Origin of the sequence: Dyella sp. (assembly GCF_036746095.1) — a bacterium.
Lineage (GTDB): Bacteria > Pseudomonadota > Gammaproteobacteria > Xanthomonadales > Rhodanobacteraceae > Dyella_B.
The window spans coordinates 53,666-73,010 of record NZ_DAIOEU010000010.1 but is presented as its reverse complement, the minus strand read 5'-3'; the positions used below and the strand labels follow the sequence as shown (position 1 = coordinate 73,010).

The 19,345-nt window shown below is 62.3% G+C and carries 18 protein-coding genes; 8 read left to right on the top strand and 10 right to left on the bottom strand.

Annotated elements, in window-relative coordinates; all coding sequences use genetic code 11:
* Positions 1 to 102 precede the first annotated feature (102 nt).
* Together V7M64_RS06930 and V7M64_RS06925 are read left to right on the top strand one after the other, a co-directional pair.
* Entirely contained in the window at positions 103 to 969 is an 867-nt protein-coding gene (locus V7M64_RS06930; protein WP_333678050.1) for a glycosyltransferase family 2 protein, read from the top strand.
* Entirely contained in the window at positions 966 to 1,862 is an 897-nt protein-coding gene (locus V7M64_RS06925; protein ID WP_333678048.1) for a DMT family transporter, read from the top strand. Before V7M64_RS06930 ends, V7M64_RS06925 begins: the two co-directional genes overlap by 4 nt.
* A 77-nt stretch (positions 1,863 to 1,939) precedes the next feature.
* On the opposite strand, the gene V7M64_RS06920 is transcribed toward V7M64_RS06925, so the two are convergent.
* The 4 genes from V7M64_RS06920 to V7M64_RS06905 form a co-directional block, all read right to left on the bottom strand.
* Entirely contained in the window at positions 1,940 to 2,428 is a 489-nt protein-coding gene (locus tag V7M64_RS06920; protein WP_333678046.1) for a DUF2127 domain-containing protein, read from the bottom strand.
* Between the two features lie 142 nt (positions 2,429 to 2,570).
* Positions 2,571 to 3,056 carry a DUF2127 domain-containing protein gene (locus V7M64_RS06915; protein ID WP_333678044.1) on the bottom strand — a complete coding sequence of 162 codons (486 nt, stop codon included), beginning with the start codon at positions 3,054 to 3,056 and terminating at the stop codon, positions 2,571 to 2,573.
* A 108-nt stretch (positions 3,057 to 3,164) separates the two neighbouring features.
* Positions 3,165 to 3,353: a YbdD/YjiX family protein gene (locus V7M64_RS06910; RefSeq protein ID WP_333678043.1), complete on the bottom strand. Its 189-nt coding sequence runs from the start codon at positions 3,351 to 3,353 to the stop codon at positions 3,165 to 3,167.
* Between the two features lie 3 nt (positions 3,354 to 3,356).
* Positions 3,357 to 5,441 carry a carbon starvation CstA family protein gene (locus V7M64_RS06905; protein WP_333678042.1) on the bottom strand — a complete coding sequence of 695 codons (2,085 nt, stop codon included), beginning with the start codon at positions 5,439 to 5,441 and terminating at the stop codon, positions 3,357 to 3,359.
* A gap of 345 nt (positions 5,442 to 5,786) precedes the next feature.
* On the opposite strand from V7M64_RS06905, the gene def reads away from it, so the two are divergent.
* Complete coding sequence (gene def, locus V7M64_RS06900; RefSeq protein WP_333678041.1) at positions 5,787 to 6,326, top strand: peptide deformylase; 540 nt, start codon at positions 5,787 to 5,789, stop codon at positions 6,324 to 6,326.
* 100 nt (positions 6,327 to 6,426) lie between these two features.
* On the opposite strand, the gene V7M64_RS06895 is transcribed toward def, so the two are convergent.
* The 5 genes from V7M64_RS06895 to ettA all read right to left on the bottom strand — a co-directional run bounded on the left by V7M64_RS06895 (position 6,427) and on the right by ettA (position 13,006).
* Entirely contained in the window at positions 6,427 to 7,257 is an 831-nt protein-coding gene (locus V7M64_RS06895; protein ID WP_333678039.1) for an undecaprenyl-diphosphate phosphatase, read from the bottom strand.
* Positions 7,258 to 7,514: 257 nt separating this feature from the next.
* On the bottom strand, positions 7,515 to 9,476 hold the full coding sequence (locus V7M64_RS06890) for a trypsin-like peptidase domain-containing protein (RefSeq protein ID WP_333678037.1): 1,962 nt from the start codon (positions 9,474 to 9,476) through the stop codon (positions 7,515 to 7,517).
* Positions 9,477 to 9,713: 237 nt separating this feature from the next.
* A complete protein-coding gene (locus V7M64_RS06885; RefSeq protein ID WP_333678036.1) occupies positions 9,714 to 10,211 on the bottom strand; it encodes a hypothetical protein in 498 nt (165 codons plus the stop codon).
* Positions 10,212 to 10,348: 137 nt separating this feature from the next.
* The gene (pyrF, locus tag V7M64_RS06880) at positions 10,349 to 11,167 is read right to left on the bottom strand and encodes an orotidine-5'-phosphate decarboxylase (protein ID WP_333678034.1); all 819 of its coding nucleotides are present in this window, start codon (positions 11,165 to 11,167) and stop codon (positions 10,349 to 10,351) included.
* Positions 11,168 to 11,344: 177 nt separating this feature from the next.
* Complete coding sequence (gene ettA, locus V7M64_RS06875; RefSeq protein ID WP_333678032.1) at positions 11,345 to 13,006, bottom strand: energy-dependent translational throttle protein EttA; 1,662 nt, start codon at positions 13,004 to 13,006, stop codon at positions 11,345 to 11,347.
* Positions 13,007 to 13,240: 234 nt separating this feature from the next.
* Between ettA and V7M64_RS06870 the strand changes: the two genes are divergently transcribed.
* The 4 genes from V7M64_RS06870 to nrdR all read left to right on the top strand — a co-directional run bounded on the left by V7M64_RS06870 (position 13,241) and on the right by nrdR (position 16,783).
* Entirely contained in the window at positions 13,241 to 14,101 is an 861-nt protein-coding gene (locus V7M64_RS06870) for a DUF817 domain-containing protein (protein ID WP_333678031.1), read from the top strand.
* Positions 14,102 to 14,270: 169 nt separating this feature from the next.
* Positions 14,271 to 15,524 (top strand): serine hydroxymethyltransferase, encoded by a 1,254-nt coding sequence (glyA, locus tag V7M64_RS06865; protein ID WP_333678029.1) that lies wholly within the window; start codon positions 14,271 to 14,273, stop codon positions 15,522 to 15,524.
* 5 nt (positions 15,525 to 15,529) lie between these two features.
* Entirely contained in the window at positions 15,530 to 16,243 is a 714-nt protein-coding gene (locus V7M64_RS06860) for a hypothetical protein (protein WP_333678027.1), read from the top strand.
* 3 nt (positions 16,244 to 16,246) lie between these two features.
* Positions 16,247 to 16,783: a transcriptional regulator NrdR gene (gene nrdR / locus V7M64_RS06855; RefSeq protein ID WP_333678026.1), complete on the top strand. Its 537-nt coding sequence runs from the start codon at positions 16,247 to 16,249 to the stop codon at positions 16,781 to 16,783.
* A gap of 339 nt (positions 16,784 to 17,122) precedes the next feature.
* Here the strand turns inward: nrdR and cysK are convergent, their stop codons facing one another.
* A complete protein-coding gene (cysK, locus tag V7M64_RS06850; RefSeq protein WP_333678025.1) occupies positions 17,123 to 18,079 on the bottom strand; it encodes a cysteine synthase A in 957 nt (318 codons plus the stop codon).
* A 145-nt stretch (positions 18,080 to 18,224) separates the two neighbouring features.
* Between cysK and ribD the strand changes: the two genes are divergently transcribed.
* On the top strand, positions 18,225 to 19,319 hold the full coding sequence (gene ribD, locus V7M64_RS06845; RefSeq protein WP_333678024.1) for a bifunctional diaminohydroxyphosphoribosylaminopyrimidine deaminase/5-amino-6-(5-phosphoribosylamino)uracil reductase RibD: 1,095 nt from the start codon (positions 18,225 to 18,227) through the stop codon (positions 19,317 to 19,319).
* Positions 19,320 to 19,345 lie beyond the last annotated feature (26 nt).

Here is a 19,345-nt window from a genome sequence, read left to right as displayed (position 1 = left end):
TTTGAAAAACGCCGGGTGATGCTGCGCTAACGCAACCTGCGCCGTCCGTCGTAGAGTCGTTCGATTTCGTAAGACCGCAAACTCGGAACCCGCCGCCCGATCATGTCCGCCCTCGATCCCGTCAAACCGCAAGTCAGCGTCATCATCGTCTCGGCCGATAGCGGCCCGAGTCTGCGCGACTGCGTCAAAAGCGTGCTGGCATGCACGACGCCGCTCGAAGTGCTGCTGATCGACAACGCCTCCTCGGACAGCATGCCGCAAGCGGTCGCCCGTGCGCGCGAAAGCGATCCGCGTTTCAAGGTGATCTACAACCACGCCAACCTCGGCTTTGGTCCGGCCATCAATCGTGCTGCCGCGCAAGCGCATGGCGAGGCCCTGCTGATCCTCAACCCGGATTGCCTGATCACCCAGGATGCCTTGCAGCGCCTGCTTGATGTCCTTGCCAGCGAAAAGAAAGTCGGACTGGTGGGTGCGGTGGTCTGCGATGCGCAAGGCGTGCCCGATCCGGCCTCGTTCCGGCGTGATCCCGTGCTCGGGCGCGCACTTGCCACGCTGCTCAGGCGCAAGGATGGCGTGAATGCGCAGCGCGTGCCGGACCAGGTGGTCGAAGCCGAAGCCGTCTCCGGCGCGGTAATGCTGATGCCATTGCGCGTATTCGAACTGCTGCACGGTTTCGACGAAAAATATTTCCTGCATTGCGAAGATCTCGATCTGTGCCGCCGCGTGCGCGATGCGGGCTGGCGTGTATTGCTTGCCGGCGACGTGCGCGTCCTGCACGGCAAGGGTGGATCGAGCCGGCATCGTCCGGTGTTCGTGAGTTATCACAAGCATCGCGGCATGTGGCGCTGGTTCCGCAAGTTCGATCCGGCCTCGCGCAATCCGCTCACTGCCGCCGTGGTGTGGCTGGGCATCTGGAGCCGGTTCCTGCTGAAAGTCCCAGGCCAGTGGTTGCGGGCTGCTCGTCGATGAGCGGCACATCGCGTATCAGCTTGCTGGCGACCGTGGGTCTGCTGGTCATGACAGCCGTGTGGGGCTCCACCTTCGTGCTGATCAAGGGTGTGGTCGATCGCATGCCGGTGGCGGATTTCCTGGCCGTGCGCTTCACCGTCGCCGCCATCGCCATGTTCGCGCTGTTCCATCGCCACGTCGCGCGGCTGGAACGCCGGCAATTATTGCGCGGCATGGCGCTGGGCGCGCTGTATGGTTGCGGACAGCTGTTGCAGACCTGGGGCCTGTCACTGATTTCGCCCAGCGTCAGCGGCTTCGTCACCGGCATGTATGTGGTGTTCACGCCGATACTCGCCACCGCGCTATTGCGCCAACGCATGCCGGTTACGGTGTGGCTGGCGGTCGCGCTGGCTACGTTTGGCCTGGCGCTGCTCTCGCTCAACGGTCTTTCCGTGGACCTCGGCGTTTGGCTCACACTCGCTTCCGCGTTGCTGTACGGCTTGCACATCGTGGCGCTGGGGCATTGGTCGCGCGCGGACGAGGCGTTCGGTTTGTCTGCCGTCCAGATGGGCATGATCGCATTGGTTTGCCTGCTCGCTACGGCCGGACACGGCGGTCCGGTCCTGCCGCCGGATCGCAGTGCATGGATCGCCGTGCTGTACATGGCGCTGATTGCCGGCGCCGGCGCGATGCTGATACAGACCTGGGCGCAAGCCCATTTGCCGGCGACGCGCGCGGCCATCGTGATGACCACCGAACCGGTTTTTGCCGCGGGTTTTGCCGTGGCATTCGGCAGCGACGTGCTCACCTGGCGCATGTTGTGCGGTGGTGGATTGGTGCTCGCGGCGATGTATTTGGTGGAATTGATGCCGCGTCGCGAGCCGCCGGCCGAAGCGATCCATCACGAGGTGTAGGTGTTCGTAGGCTGGGATGAAATCCCGGCATCAGGTATCAAAAAAGCTGGGATTGCATTCGAGCCTGCGAAGCTGCGCTACGGGGTTTTCCGTCGATGCGGCTGCATCGCAATGCGGACCAGGTAGATCACGATCGCGATATTGCCGAGCAATGCGCCCAGTTTCAGCCAACTGAATTTGTGGAACATCTCATACGCTTCCACGGGGATCAGCGACGCCGTGGCGATCACGGTGAACCATTCCGCCCAGTGCTTGCGCAACCACAGGCCGATGCCTTCGGTCGCGAAGATGGCGGCATAGGCCAAGGCCACGATGCCGATCGCCATGAACTTGCTGGGCCCCATTTCCTGCAGCAATTGCACCAGGCTCCAACGCATGCCGCTGCTGTCCTGCAGCGACAGGTGTTCCAGCGTGTGTACCAGCCGCTCGAAGTTCTGCTCCTGGTGCAGGCCGAACGCGACGAAGGCCACGCAGAGCAGGCACAGCGTCTTGATCACCTCGTAGATGGCGATCACGCGCAGGCCGAAGCTGTGGCTGGCCTCGATCTCGGAAACGGGCTTGGTCATGTGGGGACGCCCAGGGCGGTGGCTCGGGTGAAAAGGACAAGTCTAACCGCAGGTCGTTACGGCAAGGCGATGTGCAGGTAGGGGCGCGGCTCTGCGTACGGTGCCGCATGGTGCCTGTCGGCGATACGTGATCAGTGTTGCCTTAAAGCTTGCGCCCGTGAGGTTGCATCGCAATACGCACCAGGTAGATCACGATCGCGATGTTGCCGATCAATGCTCCCAGTTTCAGCCAGTTGAACTTGTGGAACATTTCATAGGCTTCCACTGGAATCAGCGAGCCGGTGGCGATCACGGTGAACCATTCCGCCCAGTGCTTGCGCAGCCACAGACCGGTGCCTTCCGTCGCGAAGATTGCCGCATAGGCCAGCGCCGCGATGCCCACGGCGATGAACTTGCTGGGCCCCCATTTCTGCAGCAATCCGACCAGCCGCCAGCGCATGCCGCTGCTGTCCTGCAGCGACAGGTGCTCCAGCGTGTGCATCAGATGATCGAAATTTTCGGGTTTGTGCAGACCGAAGGCCACGAAGGCCACGAAGATCAGGCACACCACCTTGATCGCCTTGTACACGGCGATGAGGCGCAGCCCAAAAACGTGCCGGGCTTCGACGACGGAAACGGGCTTGGTCATGTGGGAACACCCAGGGCCACGACGCGAGAAGTTCGATGGGAGATATAAAACAAGGCCATGTCTTCATATGGACATGGCCTTGTATTTCCAGCGTGACCAAAGGCAGGGTCAGCAGCAGCGCCCGCCGGTGCCCTTGTAGCGCGCGGTTTGCCGATCGCGGAAAAACTCGGCGTAGGTGGGGATCTTGCGTTCCGGATGATGGGCGCGCAGATGCGCCACGTACACCTCGTAGTCCGGCACGCCGCAACTCAAGCGGGCGGTTTGTACCAGGCGCTGCCAAAATTGGTGGAGTGTCATGGCTCAGCTGCTCCGGCTTGCCACGCTGGCCAGTGCGATACGCGGCGCCTCGTGCGCCGTCGGCGCGCTGCTGCGCATGGCTTTCATGATTGCGTAGAGGCTGAAACCGAGCATCGTCAGCACCAGTAGCACGAACACAGCCGTCAACGTGGCGTCGACGCTGTTGTTGGTGATGATGCGCTGCATTTCGTTCAAGGATTTGGCGGGCGCCAGCAATTTGCCGGCGTCCATCGCGTCCTGGTATTTCTGCGCGGCGGCGGTGAAGCTGATCGGGCCGGTCAGTTTCTCGAAGCCGGCCGTAAGCGTGCAGATCACCAGCCACGCCGCGGGAATGCCAGGCACCCACGCATAGCGTTCGCGCTTTAGCTTTACGGTGACCACCGTGGCCAGCATCAGCGCGATCGCCGCCAGCATCTGGTTGGCGATGCCGAACAATGGCCACAAGGTATTGATGCCGCCCAGCGGATCGACCGCGCCCTGATACAGGAAATAACCCCACAAGCCGACGCAGATGCTGGTGGCCAGCACGTTGCCGATCCATGATTCGGTGCTCTTCAGCGGCTCATGCACGAGGCCTGCAATCTCCTGGATCATGAAGCGACCCACGCGCGTGCCGGCATCCACCGTGGTGAGAATGAACAGCGCTTCGAACAGGATCGCGTAGTGGTACCAGAACGCGACCATGCCTTCGCCGGGAAGAATGTTGTGCAGCAGCTGCGCCATGCCGACCGCCAGCGTGGGTGCGCCGCCGGCACGGCTCAAGATGCTGGTTTCGCCGATGTCTTTCGCCGTGCGCGCCAGCTCATCGGGCGTGACGACGAAACCCCACTGGCTGATCACGCTGGCAGCGTGCTCTACCGTGGTGCCGATTACCGCCGATGGCGAGTTCATGGCGAAGTACACGCCTGGGTGCAGCGATGCCGCGGCGATCAACGCCATGATCGCCACGAACGCTTCCATCAACATGCCGCCGTACCCAACCATGCGCGCTTCGCCTTCGTTCGACAGGAGCTTCGGTGTCGTACCCGAGGCGATGATCGAATGCCAGCCCGATACCGAACCGCAGGCGATGGTGATGAACAGGAACGGGAACAGCTGGCCCTGGAACACCGGGCCGGTGCCATCGATGAAGCGCGACACCGCCGGCAACTGCAACTGCGGCGCGGCAAAGATGATCGCGATCGCCAGCAGCAGGATCGTGCCGATCTTGAGAAAGGTGGACAGATAATCGCGCGGCGCCAGCAACAGCCACACCGGCAATACCGATGCGACGAAGCCATAGATGATCAGCAGCCATGCCAGCGATCTGGCGTCGAAGTCGAACCAGCGCGCCAGCTCCGGCGTTGCCGCGATGTGCGCGCCATAAGCGATGGAGCCCAGCAGCAATACCAGGCCGATCAGCGATACCTCCAGGATGCGTCCGGGCCGCAGCCAGCGCAGGTACACGCCCATCAACAGCGCAATGGGAATCGTGCAAGCCACCGAGAACGTGCCCCAGGGACTGTGGGTCAGCGCCTTCACCACCACCAGCGCCAGCACCGCCAGCACGATCATCATCAACGCCAGCAGGCCGAACATGGCCACCACGCCGGCCAGTGCGCCCAGTTCTTCGCGCAGCATGTGCCCGAGCGAGCGGGCATCGCGCCGCACCGACAGGCCCAGCACCATGAAATCTTGCACCGCGCCACCCAGCACCACACCGAACAGAATCCACAGGGTGCCCGGCAGATAGCCCATCTGCGCCGCCAATACCGGGCCCACCAGCGGACCGGCGCCGGCAATCGCAGCGAAGTGGTGGCCGAACACCACCCACTTGTCGGTCGGTACGTAGTCCAGCCCGTCGTTGTGCAACACCGACGGCGGCGCGCGGCCGGGATCCATCTGCAGCACGCGATGCTCGATGAATTTACCGTAGAAGCGGTAGCCGATCAGGAAAATCGCCACCGCGGCAGCCACCAGCCAGATGGCGTTGACCGGCTCGCCGCGGCGCAAGGCGATCACCGCCAGGCAGGCGGCGCCGATGGCGGCGATCAAAGCCCAGAGGATCTTGCCGGCGATACCGGCGGGCCTCATTGCGAGGGTTGCCATGAAAGTTCTCCTGTCAGGACTTCATGCCGCCCACGCAGAGGGCTCCGGCAGCGCAGCATGGCTGCGGTAAACAGTACCGTCCGATCCGCGCGGGGTTTCTGTTGGCGCCTAGGTTCGTCCTGACAGCGCCGTGGGTCAATAGCCGATACGCCGAAATCATGCGCCGTACTGGCGGGGATGACGGCGGACGGAAGGCGAGCGGGGCGCTTTTTGCAGCGCGTTAGGGCGGTCACATTCCAGGCATGCGATGGACTGTCCCGATGGATTCACGCATAGCTCATGCCTCACACTTGCTGCCTACGTAGAATTAATCACAGCATTCCTGGGCTTCGGCGTGAGGTTGGCATGATCCGCGAGATTCTGAAGATGGGCGACCCGCGTCTGCTCCGCATTGCTCCACCCGTACCCGAAAACATGATCGGCAGCGCCGAGCTCGATGCGCTGATCGCCGACATGTTCGAAACCATGCATGCAGCCGGTGGCGTTGGACTGGCCGCGCCGCAGATCGGCGTGGATCTGCAGCTGGTGATTTTCGGTTTCGACAGCTCCGAGCGTTATCCGGATGCACCGCCGGTGCCGCAAACCATTCTGCTCAATCCGGTCATCACGCCGCTGTCGCAAGACATGGAAGAAGGCTGGGAAGGTTGCCTTTCCGTGCCAGGGCTGCGTGGTGCAGTGAATCGCTATTCGCTGATCCGCTACGAAGGCATCGATCCGAAAGGCGAACGCATCGATCGCACGGCGGATGGCTTTCACGCGCGCGTGGTGCAACACGAATGCGATCACCTGATCGGGCGCTTGTATCCTTCGCGCATTACCGACTTCACCAAGTTCGGGTTTACTGAGGTGTTGTTTCCTGGGATGGATCCAGCCGCAGACGACTAACGTCTAGCCGCGCAGGTTGGGATGAGCGGAACGCGACCCACGACATTCCTGGCATCAGCATGCGATGTTGGGGTTCGTCCTCGCCTCACCTCACCCCGACCTACACGGGCTGTGGGTGCAGCAGGAACCAGCCGAGGAATACCGCGCCAGCGATCACGCAATACGTGCCGAACGATGCCAATCGCCCGCGGCCTTCGAAGTAGCTCATCAAAAAGCGCAAGCTCAGCCACGCTGCAATCGCCGTGAGCACGCCGCCGAGCAAGGCGCTGCCCAGTTGTTCCGGCGCCTTGAACAGCTTCGGGATCTCCAGCACGCCGGCGGCAAGAATGATCGGCGTGCCGAGCAGGAAGGAAAATTCGGCCGCCTTTTCCTTGTCCAGGCCCGTAGCCGAACCGGCAATCATGGTGAGGCCACTGCGCGAGAAACCCGGAATCAAGGCGCCGATCTGCGCCAGCCCGACCAGAAACGCTTGTCTAAAATTTAGTTTTTCCGGTGCCTTGTGCGGGCGTGTGCGCTCCAGGCGATCGCCCAGCCACAGCAGCACGCCGTTGGCGATCAACGCAACGGCCACGATGCGCAGATCCTTGAAGACGAGTTCCAGGCGTTTTTCCAGCAGCAATCCGACCACGCATGCGGGAATCGTGCCGATGACCAGCGCCCACATCATGTGCCCTTCATCGTTGTGGCGGCCGGCCAGCGTGGCGAAGAAGCCGCGGATCAACGCGACCCAGCGATGGCGGAAATAACCCAGCAAGGCCAGCGCCGTACCGAGATGCAATGCCACCAGAAAGGGAATCAGCTGCGGCGCGTGCTTGTCGATGTGCACGCCGAACAGCGCAGGCACCATCAGGGTGTGGCCCAGGCTGCTGACCGGAAAAAGCTCGGTAACGCCTTGCAGCACGCTCAGGAAAATCAGGAACCACAAGCTCACGCATCGATCCTTATGGGGTCATGGAAAAAGCGGCCAGCCAAGCGAGCCGACTCGTCATTATCGGAAACAAAGATGAGGGCAGCGCGAATGTGGATGGGCGAGAAAGCTTCGCGACAGCTATCCGCGCACGCCATGGCGGTGCTGCATCACATGGGCTGAAAGTTGCAACGCTGTGACGCAAGCATATGCGGTCGCAGCTGGAAATGAGCTTCGCTTGTCGCCTCCTCCCTTGCAAGCAGGGAGGAGGCGTTTCCGCGTCAGTGCGCTTTCACCTTGAACTGCTGCGTCAGCAGTTTCAGCTTCGCTTTCATGGCGTCCGGCTTGTGCGTGCCTTGCGTGGCATAAAACGCGGTATACAACTCGGATGCCGCATCGCCATCGGGGGCGTTGATCACCGCCGCGACGTCCATCTCGTCGCCGTCGTTGTACGGCACGCCATCGAACGGATGCTGCTTGTGTTGCAACTTGCCCCACGCTTCCTTGAAGTTGTCGTCGAGATCGGGGCTGGGCGCGATATGCCGCTTGATGCTGATGCGATCGGGATCGGTGATGTTCTTGCGAATCTGGATCACCCCCGTCTGCAGCGCAAACTTGCCGTGGTCCTGGTAATAGCCAACACCCACAGACAGCACGTTGTCCGCGGCGATCGGCTGCAGCGCGGACGGATAGCTGAAGCTGATGTTGCTGGAGTCGTAGCTGAATTGCTTGCCATCGTCGAAGCGGATGTGCGCGTCTTTGAGCACGTCAGGCAGCAGGGACGGATCGGCCAGGAATTCCTTCCACTGCGCCAGCGTGGCGCCGTAATCGACATTGAAGAAATCGGTGAGCGCAGTCATGTCGGCCAAGCTGTCATGCGTGCTCATGGAGGGCGTCATGCGCATCATGATCGCGTAACCATCCGGCACCGGCAGGGCGAACACGGCCATTTGCGCGTTGATGTACGGCAGCGACCACACCAGCACCTTCCAGTGGCGTTGCCAGTTGTCCGTATAGGTACTGTTGCTTGCGGGATTGCCGAGCGAGGTGACCTTGATCTTTTCCGGGCCGACCTGGCGCGTCCAGAAGCCGGTCTTGAGGATGAGGTCCATCATCTGCTTGGGATCGTTGTAGAACGTGGCCGCCTTCATGTCGTCGGGACGGCGCAGATGGATCAGGAAGTTGTGGCCCACGTAACCACCGGCGACGTAGCCGTTACCGCTGAGCGGCACACGGTTGAGTTCGTGCCCCGTGTACGTCCATTGGCCGCTGCGGTTGCGCACGATCAGCTCAGGAAACAGGCTTAATTCCGGGGTGTCGTGCAGGATGTGGTTGGAGCCGGCACCGTGCGGGAACAGATCGTTACCTTGTTGTTGCAGCAGCTCTTTCAGCTCTTTGTCGCCCTGGGCATAGAACAGCTTGAGGTAGGTGGCGCTGAAGTCCGCGTAGCTCGCCGGCAAGGGGAATTGCGCCTTGAACGTGCCGGTCAACGTGTCTTCGACCACGTCGAGCTGGTAGGTCATGCGCTTGTCCATCACCGCCTGGCTGTCCGAAGCGTTGAGCACTTCGCCGATCGGCAGCGCATAGTTGAGGTTCTCGTTGGGCGATTTCATCAGCACGACGCCGATGACCTTGCCGTTCTGGTCGAGCAGCGGGCCGCCGCTGTTGCCGGGCGATGCCGCTGCGGAAAACCGCATCCACTTCCAGCGGCCGTTTTCGTCTTCCGGCGTGTCGGAGGTGTACAGGCCATCGCGAATCACCACGCCCGTACCGAGCGCGTTGCCTACCGCGTAGACCACGCTGTTCAACCCGGCTTTGGTGTTGGTGGCCAAGAAGGCATCGCCTTTGGGCGGCTCCTTCAGCGAGAACATCACAAAGTCCTGCTGCAGGGAAAATTTCTCGATCTTGTCGATGGCATAGACATGGCCGCTGGCATCGCGCAGCGCGGGCGCGCCGGTGAGATCACCGATGGCGGCCATCAGCACGTGACCGGCAGTGACGTAATGGTTGTGCCCGATCGCGAACGCCGTGCCGACAGAGAAATACTTGTCCGTGCGTTCTTCATACGGCAGCAGGTCAAGCGGCAGGGGTTTTTCGTAGGTGAGTGGATCATCCACCGCGCGTGGAATCACCACCTCGAACGTGGCCGCATTGATTTTCGCCACCAGCGACGGATCAGGGCTGGCTGCGTAAACGCGCTGCACCGAACCCAGTGCAAGCGTGGCCAACCCTACCGTCAACATCGCCCGACACAAAAAAACGCAAGAATTCGAGACCGCTTCCCGAGCCCGCCCATTCAACGTCCGCATACGTTCCCTCTTGAGGATTCCCCGATCGGCACATCGCCGATTCCGCGCGTGATACTGACACAGTGCCGAGGGGCGGGGGAGGGCCGGAAGCTCGTGCAGGGAGGCGGCTGGTGGCTGATCGCATGATCAGACTTTCAGCAGGTTAGAAATGGGGTCGGCGGCCTCGAGACGTCACCGGCTGCCCAGGCCAAAATTGAATATCGCCTGTGCGGCCAGCATCAGCAATCCCATGCTTATCAGGCCGCCGTGCGCGGGGCGACGTAGATCGGGCGATGTGGCATAGACGATCAAGCCGATCACGATCACGGGCGCTTCCAGCACAAAATCGGCCCATGGCATTGCGTAGAGGTGCAGCCCGACAACCGGACCATGGCGCCACAGCGGCAGACGACTGGTGAGGTAGTCCACGCAGACATGGGAAAGCACCAGCAAGCCGCTACCCAAAGCGAGCGATGCTTGCCGGAACAGGAGCAGCGCGAGCAATGCAACGACCACGGCAGCGCCGGCTACGCCGGCAACGGTATGCGTGTCCGGTCCCATGCTGAGCATGGGAATCGCATTACCCACTACGTCATGCAGATCCGGCTCGATCGATGCGAACAGCAGCCACGCCATCGGCAGCGGCTTCAGCGAGCGTCGGGCCCCCAAGGCCAGGGCGAAGTGGCCCATGTACATCAGCGCGGTGTCCGCGTGAGGTATCTATGAATCAGGCAGATGATTGCGCCGGGCAGAACGAAGCCAAACAACATCAACAGATCGAAGTTCGGCATGCTGCGCGTTCCTCGAAGGGAGAAGTTTCGGAAGAATCAACTTTGCCGATGGTGATTGATGCTGTCGCGCAGGTCGAGTGTGGCCTTGCGCGCCGCGTCGGCAAAGTCTTCGCCATGGCCGGCGTAAAGAATCGCGCGGGATGAATTGATCATCAGGCCCGTGCCAGCTGCGGTACGGCCGTTGCGCACCACGGCCTGCACGTCGCCGCCCTGGGCGCCGATGCCTGGCACCAGCAACGGAATATCGCCGATCAGTGCGCGCACTTCGGCAAGCTGCTCCGGGTAGGTGGCGCCGGCAACCAGGGCGCAATTGCCGTTCGTGTTCCATGTCTGCGCGATCAGGCGCGCGACATGCTGGTACAGCGGCTTGCCGCCGACGTCCAGGTCTTGAAGGTCAGCCGCGCCGGGATTGGAGGTGTGGCAGAGCAGGATCACGCCCTTGTCGGCGCGATCGAGAAAGGGCTGCGCGGAGTCGCGGCCGAGATACGGATTGAGCGTCACCGCATCGGCCTTGAAACGCTCAAACGCTTCGGTGACGTAATGCTGCGCGGTGCTGCCGATATCGCCGCGCTTCGCATCGAGGATCACCGGTATGCCGGGATGCTTGGCGTGGATGTGCGCGATCAGGCGTTCCAGCGTTTCTTCCGCGCGCAGCGCCGCGAAGTGGGCGATTTGCGGTTTGTAGGAGCAGACCAGGTCGGCGGTGGCGTCGACAATGGCGGCGCAGAATTCGAATACCGCGTCGGGGCGGCCTTTGAAGTGCGGGGGAAATTTGGCGGGTTCGGGATCGAGGCCGACGCAGACCAGGGAGTTGTTGCGGGTCCATGCGGCTTGCAGGCTCTGCATGAAATGCATGTTTCTCTCTCCTTGCCACTATCTTCTTTCCCTCTTGCCTTTGGGGAGAGGGTAGGGTGAGGGACGAATCTTGCGGTGTTGGTAGATCAGAGCGTGGATTTATTGGAGTTTGGGGCAAGCCTTGGCCCCTCGCCCCAGCCCTCTCCCCGGAGGGGAGAGGGAGTTAAAGCAGCGGTATTACGCCAGCTTCTTGTACTTCACGCGATGCGGCTTGGCCGCTTCGTCGCCCAGGCGACGCTTCTTGTCCGCCTCATACTCGTTGTAGTTGCCCGGGAAGAATTCCACGTGCGAATCGCCTTCGAACGCGATGATGTGCGTGGCGATGCGGTCGAGGAACCAGCGATCATGCGAGATCACCATCGCGCAGCCCGGGAATTCCAGCAGGGCGTCTTCCAGTGCGCGCAGGGTTTCGATATCCAGGTCGTTCGACGGTTCGTCGAGCAGCAGCACGTTGCCGCCCTGTAGCAGTGTCTTGGCCATATGCAGGCGGCCGCGTTCACCGCCGGACAGATTGCCGACGATCTTCTGCTGGTCGGTGCCCTTGAAGTTGAAGCGGCCGATATAGGCGCGCGACTGGATTTCGAAATTGCCGATGGTGAGGATGTCCGATCCGCCCGAGACTTCCTGCCACACGTTGTTCTTCGGATCGAGCGCGCCGCGCGACTGGTCGACGTAGGCGAGCTTGACGGTATGGCCGATCTTCACTTCGCCGTTGTCGGCCTTCTCGACGCCGGTGATGAGCTTCATCAGCGTGGACTTGCCCGCGCCGTTCGGACCGATCACGCCCACGATGGCGCCCGGCGGGATCTTGAACGACAAGTCGTCGATCAGCAGGCGATCGCCGAACGACTTGCTGACGTTCTTGAACTCGATCACTTCCTGGCCCAGGCGCTCGCCCGGCGGAATGAAGATTTCGTTGGTTTCGTTGCGGCGCTGGTATTCGACCGCGTTCAGTTCCTCGAAGCGGTTCAAGCGCGCCTTGCCCTTGGACTGCCGGCCCTTGGCGGCCGAGCGCACCCACTCCAGTTCCTTCTCGATCGCTTTCTGGCGCGACTTTTCCTGCTGCGCTTCCTGCTTCAGGCGCTGGTCTTTCTGTTCCAGCCATTCGGTGTAGTTGCCCTTCCACGGAATGCCGCGGCCGCGGTCGAGTTCCAGGATCCACTCGGCAGCGTTGTCGAGGAAGTAGCGATCATGGGTAACGGCTACCACGGTGCCGGGGTAGTTCTGCAGGAACTGTTCCAGCCAATCCACCGACTCGGCGTCCAAGTGGTTGGTCGGTTCGTCCAGCAGCAGCATGTCGGGCTTGGACAGCAGCAGGCGGCACAGGGCCACGCGACGCTTTTCGCCACCGGAGAGCGGCCCGATCTTGGCGTCCCACGGCGGCAGGCGCAGTGCGTCGGCGGCCACTTCCAGCTGGCGCTCCAGCGCGTGCGCGTCGTTCACGGCCAGGATGTTTTCCAGTTGCTGCTGTTCGGCGGCGAGCTTGTCGAAATCGGCGCCTTCTTCGCCGTAGGCGGCATAGACCTCTTCCAGGCGCTTCTGCGCGTCGAAGATCACCGACACGCCTTCCTCCACCGCCTGGCGGACGGTCTTCTCCGGATCCAGCTCCGGCTCCTGCGCAAGGTAACCGACCTTGATACCCGGCTGCGGACGGGCTTCGCCCTGGAAGTCCTTGTCGACGCCGGCCATGATGCGCAGCACCGTGGACTTGCCCGCGCCGTTCAATCCGAGCAGGCCGATCTTGGCGCCCGGGAAGAAGCTCAGCGAAATGTCCTTGATGATCTGGCGCTTCGGGGGAACGATCTTGCTGACCCCGTTCATGGTGTAGATGTATTGCATGCTGGCTCCGTGGGCATGCGCGAGACCGGCCCGGATGAGCGGGCGACGCGCAGGGCGTGGGTATTAAGCCGTCTAGTATAACGGCTTCTCTGTAAGCGCCGGTGACAACCGGGCCATTCCGTGCCGTCTTCTTGCGAGCCGTTGGACACGCGTTCGCCACTTTTCGCGCCGGTTGGGCCATGTCTTGCTGTCAGGCTGCGTGGCCTGCGAATGAGGCAGGTGGCGGCAGGCCGAATGGCGATAGGAACGGGATTCCCCGATGTGTTCGGCGCGCTGCGTAGCTGGGATGAGCGCGCGGCCACGTGGGCGCGTGCACGGGGCCCTGTCGCCGTGGGTTTGCACGAGTTGGTCTGCTTCGGCGTGAAGCAGGCTTCGGCCTGCCTGTTCGGCGGCAGCATGGTGCTGCTGCTGGGGCTCAGCTGGGCGTGCTATCCGCCGCATGCGCACCTGGCGCGCTACGACTTCCTCACGCTCGTCGCGCTGCTCATCCAAGGGGCGCTCATCATCAGTCGCATGGAAACGCCGGAGGAAGCGAAGGTGATTCTCCTGTTCCATGTGGTCGGCACGGTGATGGAAGTATTCAAGACCGCAATGGGTTCATGGATCTATCCGGAGCCCTCGTTGCTGCGCATCGGCGGCGTGCCGCTCTTCAGCGGTTTCATGTATGCATCGGTGGGCAGCTATCTTGCGCGGGTGTGGCGGTTGTTCGATTTCCGCTTTACGCGGCATCCGCCGTTTGCGGCCACCGTGTGGCTGGCCATGGCGATCTATGCGAATTTCTTCACGCATCACTTCATGCCGGACATGCGCTGGCTATTGTTTGCGGCCGTAGGGATGCTGTTTGGCCGTACCTGGGTGCATTTCCGTATCCGCCACGTGCATCGGCGCATGCCGTTGCCGCTGGGATTCTCGCTGGTGGCGCTGTTTATCTGGTTTGCCGAAAACATCGGCACCTTCACCGCGGCGTGGCGCTATCCCATGCAACACCATGGGTGGCAGATGGTGCCTCCGTCGAAGTTGGGATCATGGTTTCTGCTGATGATCATCAGCTATGTGATGGTAAGCGCCGTGGCCAGGCGTAAATCCGCTCGCTAGCCATATCTTCTTGATTTACCGTCAGTCTTTGGCGAGGGGTAGGGCCTTGTTACACCCGGCGCGAGAGCCGCTTTCAAGCGAATGCCATAAGCTCGGAGGTGGCCGCCATTCCCCCCGGCCATTACACTTTTAAGTCTTACCCCCAGTCATGCCACCCCACGAGGCCCGAATGTTCCCGAAGCAGCAAACCATTGCCGGTTATGACGATGAGCTGGCCAAGGCCATTGCCGACGAAGCCCGCCGCCAGGAGGACCACGTCGAGCTGATCGCTTCGGAGAACTACGCCAGCCCGCGCGTGCTGGAAGCCCAGGGCTCCGTGCTTACCAACAAATACGCCGAAGGCTATCCGGGCAAGCGCTACTACGGCGGTTGCGAATACGTGGACGTGGCCGAGCGCCTGGCCATCGAGCGCTTGAAGCAGCTGTTCGGCGCCACCTACGCCAACGTGCAGCCGCACTCCGGCTCGCAGGCCAACCAGGCGGTGTACTTCGCGCTGCTCAATCCGGGTGACACCATTCTCGGCATGAGCCTGGCGCATGGCGGCCACCTGACTCACGGCGCCAAGGTCAACATCTCCGGCAAGCTGCTCAACGCGGTGCAGTACGGCGTGAACGAGCACGGCCTGGTCGACTACGACGAAGTGGAACGCCTCGCGCTCGAACACAAACCCAAGATGATCGTGGCCGGCTTCAGCGCGTACTCGCAGGTGATGGACTGGGCGCGCTTCCGCGCGATTGCCGACAAGGTCGGCGCTTATCTGTTCGTCGACATGGCGCACGTCGCCGGTTTGATTGCCGCCGGCGTCTACCCCAGTCCGCTGCCGCATGCGCACGTGGTCACCTCCACCACGCACAAGACCCTGCGTGGTCCGCGCGGCGGTTTCGTGATCGCCAAGGATGCGAGCGAAGAGCTGGAAAAGAAGCTGCAGTCCATCGTGTTCCCCGGCATCCAGGGTGGCCCGCTGATGCACGTGATCGCCGCCAAGGCGGTGGCGTTCAAGGAAGCGCTGGAACCGGCCTTCAAGGACTACCAGGCGCAGGTGGTGAAGAACGCCAAGGCCATGGCCAAGACGCTGATCGAACGCGGCTACAAGGTGGTTTCCGGCGGCACCGAAAACCACCTGATGCTGATCGACCTGATCGGCCGCGAAGTCACCGGCAAGGATGCGGAAGCGGCGCTCGGCAAGGCACACATCACCGTCAACAAGAACGCCGTGCCGAACGATCCGCGCTCGCCATTCGTTACCTCCGGCCTGCGCGTCGGTACGCCTGCGATCACCACGCGCGGCTACAAGGAAGCGGACGTGGTCGAACTCACCCAATGGATCTGCGACGTGCTGGACGCCCCGGCCGATGAAAGCGTGATCAAGGCCGTGCGCGAGAAAGTATCGGCGCAATGCAAGAAATTCCCTGTCTACGGATAAGCATGATGAATACCGTGCACATCGGTTTGATCGGCGATCGCGACGACGGCGTGGTAGCGCATCGCGCGATCCCCGCCGCGCTGGCGATGGCGGCCGATGCAGCCGGTGTGGCGGTTCAAGCGCACTGGGTCGGCACCGAGACGGTGGGCGACGGCAGTGCGCTCGAAGCATTCGATGCGTTGTGGTGCGTGCCGGCGAGCCCGTACCGCAGCATGGATGGCGCCTTGACCGCCATCCGCCGTGCGCGTGAAGCGCAGGTGCCGTTCCTGGGAACCTGCGGCGGCTTTCAGCACGCGGTGGTGGAATATGCCCGCAACGTGCTGGGCTGGGCCGACGCCGATCATGCGGAAACCGCTCCGGACGCCGCGCGCCCGGTGATCGTGCCGCTGAGCTGCGGGCTGGTCGAAGTGCGCGACACGGTGAAGCTGCTGCGTGGCTCGCAAATCGCGGCCATCTACCAGGCCCAGGACATCGAAGAGGGCTATCACTGCCGCTATGGCCTGGGTAGTGGTTTCCGCGCAGCGATTGACGGCCATCCGCTGCGCGTCGCAGCCGTCGACGAACAGGACGATGTGCGCGCCTTGGAATTGGACGGCCATCCGTTTTTCATCGTTACGCTGTTCCAGCACGAACGCGCTGCCTTGCAGGGCGTCTGCCCGCCACTGGCGAAGGCGTTCGTCAGGGCCGCAAGCGAGCAACGTATCGGGAAAGCTGCCTGATCCATGCATTGCCCTTTCTGCCAGCACGAAGACACCCGCGTGATCGATTCTCGCCTCGCCGACGACGGCGCCACGGTGCGCCGCCGACGCGAGTGCCCGCAGTGCGGCGAGCGTTTCAATACCTTCGAAACGGCGGAGCTGAAACTGCCGGCGATCGTGAAGAGCGGCGAGCGGCGCGAGAGCTTTGACGAGCGCAAGCTGCGCACCAGCTTCGAGCGCGCCTTGCAGAAGCGCCCGGTGGCCAGCCACGACGTGGATGCCGCCGTGCGTGCGGTGATCGATGACTTGCGCAAGAGCGGCGAGCGCGAAGTGCCTTCGCGTTATGTGGGCGAGCTGGTGATGCGCGAGTTGAAGAAGCTGGACCAGGTCGCGTATGTGCGCTTTGCGTCGGTCTATCGCAAGTTCGAAGACGTGCATGCGTTCCGCGAAGAGATCGAGAAGCTGGAACGCGATTTGCCGGGTTTGGAGAGCTTACAGCTTTCGTTGCTGGGCGAAGCTGGTGCAGCCGCCGCGGCAAAGCGGGGGCATCGCAAGGGATAATTCATAAAAAACGCCGGAGATACCCGGCGTTTTTTCATGTGTCCCATTCCTCACCGTCATTCCGGCCTTCGCCCACTGCTGTCCGGGGAAATTTTTCGCCGTTCTTGCGGGAAAGCTAAAACGACGTCATTCCAGCGAAAGCTGGAATCCAGCGACTTGAAAATCTGCAAAGGCACTGGATTCCAGCTTTCGCTGGAATGACGAGCTGATGGCACTGAATTTCCATGGGAAATTTTCGATGCCGGGTGCTATGCCCGCGCATTTCTGAAGAACTTCATTTTCGCCGGACAGCAGTGGGCCTTCGCCGGGATGACGACCAGGCGAAATGGATCTCAGCGGCTAGCCCTGCGTCTCCAGCCAAGCTTCATCCGACCCCTCTTCCACACCCTCAAACAAGAAAGTCGACAAATACCGCTCACCCGTATCCGGCAACATCGCCAGGATCACGCTGCCTTGCTCAGCCTGCTGGGCATATTGCAGCGCGGCGGCCACGGTGGCGCCGGCAGAGATGCCGACGAAAATCCCTTCTTCCTTCGCCAATCGGCGCGAGGTATCGCGAGCGACGACGTCATCCACCGGCAGGTCAATGTCGAACACCTTGCGATTGAGCACCTCGGGCACGAAGTCCGGCGTCCAGCCCTGGATCTTGTGCGGCTGCCATGGCTTGTCCTGCAACATGGATGCGCCGACCGGTTCGGCGACCACGATCTTCACATCGGGCCGTGCAACCTTCAGCACCTCGCCCACACCGGTGAGCGTGCCGCCGGTACCCCAGCCCGTGACAAACGCATCCAGCCGCTTGCCGGCGAAATCGCGCAGGATTTCCGCGGCGGTGGTGTTGCGGTGGTAAGCCGGATTGGCCGGATTCTGGAATTGCCGCGGCAGGAACCAGCCATATTTCTTGGACAGCTCTTCCGCACGGCGCACCATGCCGGTGCCGCGCTCGGCCGCGGTGGTCAGCACGACCTTGGCGCCGTAGGCACGCATCAATTTGCGGCGTTCGATGGAAAAAGTTTCCGTCATCACCGCCACGAAGCGATAGCCGCGTGCGGCGCACACCATCGCCAGCGCCACGCCGGTGTTGCCCGAAGTGGCTTCCACCACCGTGTCGCCGGGCTTGAGCAGGCCTTTCTTTTCCGCATCGAGAATGACGGCGATGGCCAGGCGGTCTTTCACCGAGCCGCCGGGATTGAACGCTTCCACCTTGGCATACAGCGTCACGTGCGAAGGGGCCACACGGTGCAGGCGGACGATGGGCGTGTTGCCGATGGTATCGAGGATGTTGTCGTAGATCATGACGTGGCCCTTTGCGCAAGTAAGATTTCTAGGCTACTCCCGATTTTGCCGGCGCGACAAATGCCGGACGATCGCGCACACTGACGATCTTGCATATCCATATTCAGACGCTTCCATGACAGCTTCCGTGGTCGATGCTATGCACATGGCCCAGGCACTGCGCCTGGCCGAACGGGGTCTGTACACCACCCAGCCCAACCCGCGCGTGGGCTGCGTGATTGCCCACGGCGAACGAGTGGTGGGACAAGGCTGGCACGTGCGCGCCGGCGAACCGCATGCCGAAGTCTATGCCTTGCGCGAGGCGGGTGCGGAAGCGCGCGGCGCCACCGCCTACGTCACGCTGGAACCCTGCGCGCATCATGGCCGCACGCCACCCTGCGCCGATGCGCTGATCGCCGCCGGTGTCGGCCGGGTGGTCATCGCGGCGGAAGACCCATTTCCCCAGGTGTCCGGGCAGGGCATCGCCAAGCTGCGTGCTGCGGGCATCACCGTGGAAAGCGGCCTGATGCGGGAGGCGGCACGCGAGATCAACATAGGTTTCTTCAGCCGGATCGAACGCCATCGTCCCTGGGTGCGCGTGAAATTGGCGATGAGCCTGGATGGACGTACTGCGCTGGCCAATGGCGAATCGAAATGGATTACCGGCGGGGCCGCACGAGCAGATGTGCAGCGCTGGCGGGCACGCAGTTCGGCCATTCTTACCGGCGTAGGTACGGTGCTTGCCGACAACCCGCAACTTACCGTGAGGCTCCCTCTCCCCGCCGGGGATGGGGTTGGGATGATGGACGAATCTGGCCATCCATTCACGCCAGTGCGAGTGGTTCTCGACCGCCACCTGCGCACTCCCGCCGACAGCCATGTTCTGGACGGCCAAACGCCCACCCTTATGTTGCACGCTGCTTCGGCCATTCCCGACCACCGCTTTACGCGAGTGGAGTGCATCACCCTCCCCGAGCGCAACGGGGCCCTCGATCTACATGCCGCCCTTGCCTTGCTTGCTGGGCGTGGCTGCAGTGAATTGCATGTCGAAGCCGGCCCCACGCTATGCGGTGCCTTGTTTGCCGCAGGCCTGGCCGATGAACTGCTGATCTACATGGCACCATTGCTATTGGGCGACACGGCAAGGCCTTTGCTGACGTTGCCACCACTGGCCGATATGGCCGCGCGCTGGAAGCTCAACGTGCTCGATACCCGCGCCATCGGCCAGGACCTGCGTTTGCGCCTGCGGCCTGTTGGCTGATTTCACCTGTTTCGGAGTCATCCCGA

What these genes read in the sequence shown, in the direction of transcription:
- V7M64_RS06930 (WP_333678050.1), top strand. Translation starts at nt 103, where the DNA reads ATGTCCGCCCTCGATCCCGTCAAACCGCAAGTCAGCGTCATCATCGTC.
- V7M64_RS06925 (WP_333678048.1), top strand. Translation starts at nt 966, where the DNA reads ATGAGCGGCACATCGCGTATCAGCTTGCTGGCGACCGTGGGTCTGCTG.
- V7M64_RS06920 (WP_333678046.1), bottom strand. Translation starts at nt 2,428, where the DNA reads ATGACCAAGCCCGTTTCCGAGATCGAGGCCAGCCACAGCTTCGGCCTG.
- V7M64_RS06915 (WP_333678044.1), bottom strand. Translation starts at nt 3,056, where the DNA reads ATGACCAAGCCCGTTTCCGTCGTCGAAGCCCGGCACGTTTTTGGGCTG.
- V7M64_RS06910 (WP_333678043.1), bottom strand. Translation starts at nt 3,353, where the DNA reads ATGACACTCCACCAATTTTGGCAGCGCCTGGTACAAACCGCCCGCTTG.
- V7M64_RS06905 (WP_333678042.1), bottom strand. Translation starts at nt 5,441, where the DNA reads ATGGCAACCCTCGCAATGAGGCCCGCCGGTATCGCCGGCAAGATCCTC.
- def (WP_333678041.1), top strand. Translation starts at nt 5,787, where the DNA reads ATGATCCGCGAGATTCTGAAGATGGGCGACCCGCGTCTGCTCCGCATT.
- V7M64_RS06890 (WP_333678037.1), bottom strand. Translation starts at nt 9,476, where the DNA reads ATGTTGACGGTAGGGTTGGCCACGCTTGCACTGGGTTCGGTGCAGCGC.
- V7M64_RS06885 (WP_333678036.1), bottom strand. Translation starts at nt 10,211, where the DNA reads ATGGGCCACTTCGCCCTGGCCTTGGGGGCCCGACGCTCGCTGAAGCCG.
- pyrF (WP_333678034.1), bottom strand. Translation starts at nt 11,167, where the DNA reads ATGCATTTCATGCAGAGCCTGCAAGCCGCATGGACCCGCAACAACTCC.
- ettA (WP_333678032.1), bottom strand. Translation starts at nt 13,006, where the DNA reads ATGCAATACATCTACACCATGAACGGGGTCAGCAAGATCGTTCCCCCG.
- V7M64_RS06870 (WP_333678031.1), top strand. Translation starts at nt 13,241, where the DNA reads ATGGCGATAGGAACGGGATTCCCCGATGTGTTCGGCGCGCTGCGTAGC.
- glyA (WP_333678029.1), top strand. Translation starts at nt 14,271, where the DNA reads ATGTTCCCGAAGCAGCAAACCATTGCCGGTTATGACGATGAGCTGGCC.
- V7M64_RS06860 (WP_333678027.1), top strand. Translation starts at nt 15,530, where the DNA reads ATGAATACCGTGCACATCGGTTTGATCGGCGATCGCGACGACGGCGTG.
- nrdR (WP_333678026.1), top strand. Translation starts at nt 16,247, where the DNA reads ATGCATTGCCCTTTCTGCCAGCACGAAGACACCCGCGTGATCGATTCT.
- cysK (WP_333678025.1), bottom strand. Translation starts at nt 18,079, where the DNA reads ATGATCTACGACAACATCCTCGATACCATCGGCAACACGCCCATCGTC.
- ribD (WP_333678024.1), top strand. Translation starts at nt 18,225, where the DNA reads ATGGCCCAGGCACTGCGCCTGGCCGAACGGGGTCTGTACACCACCCAG.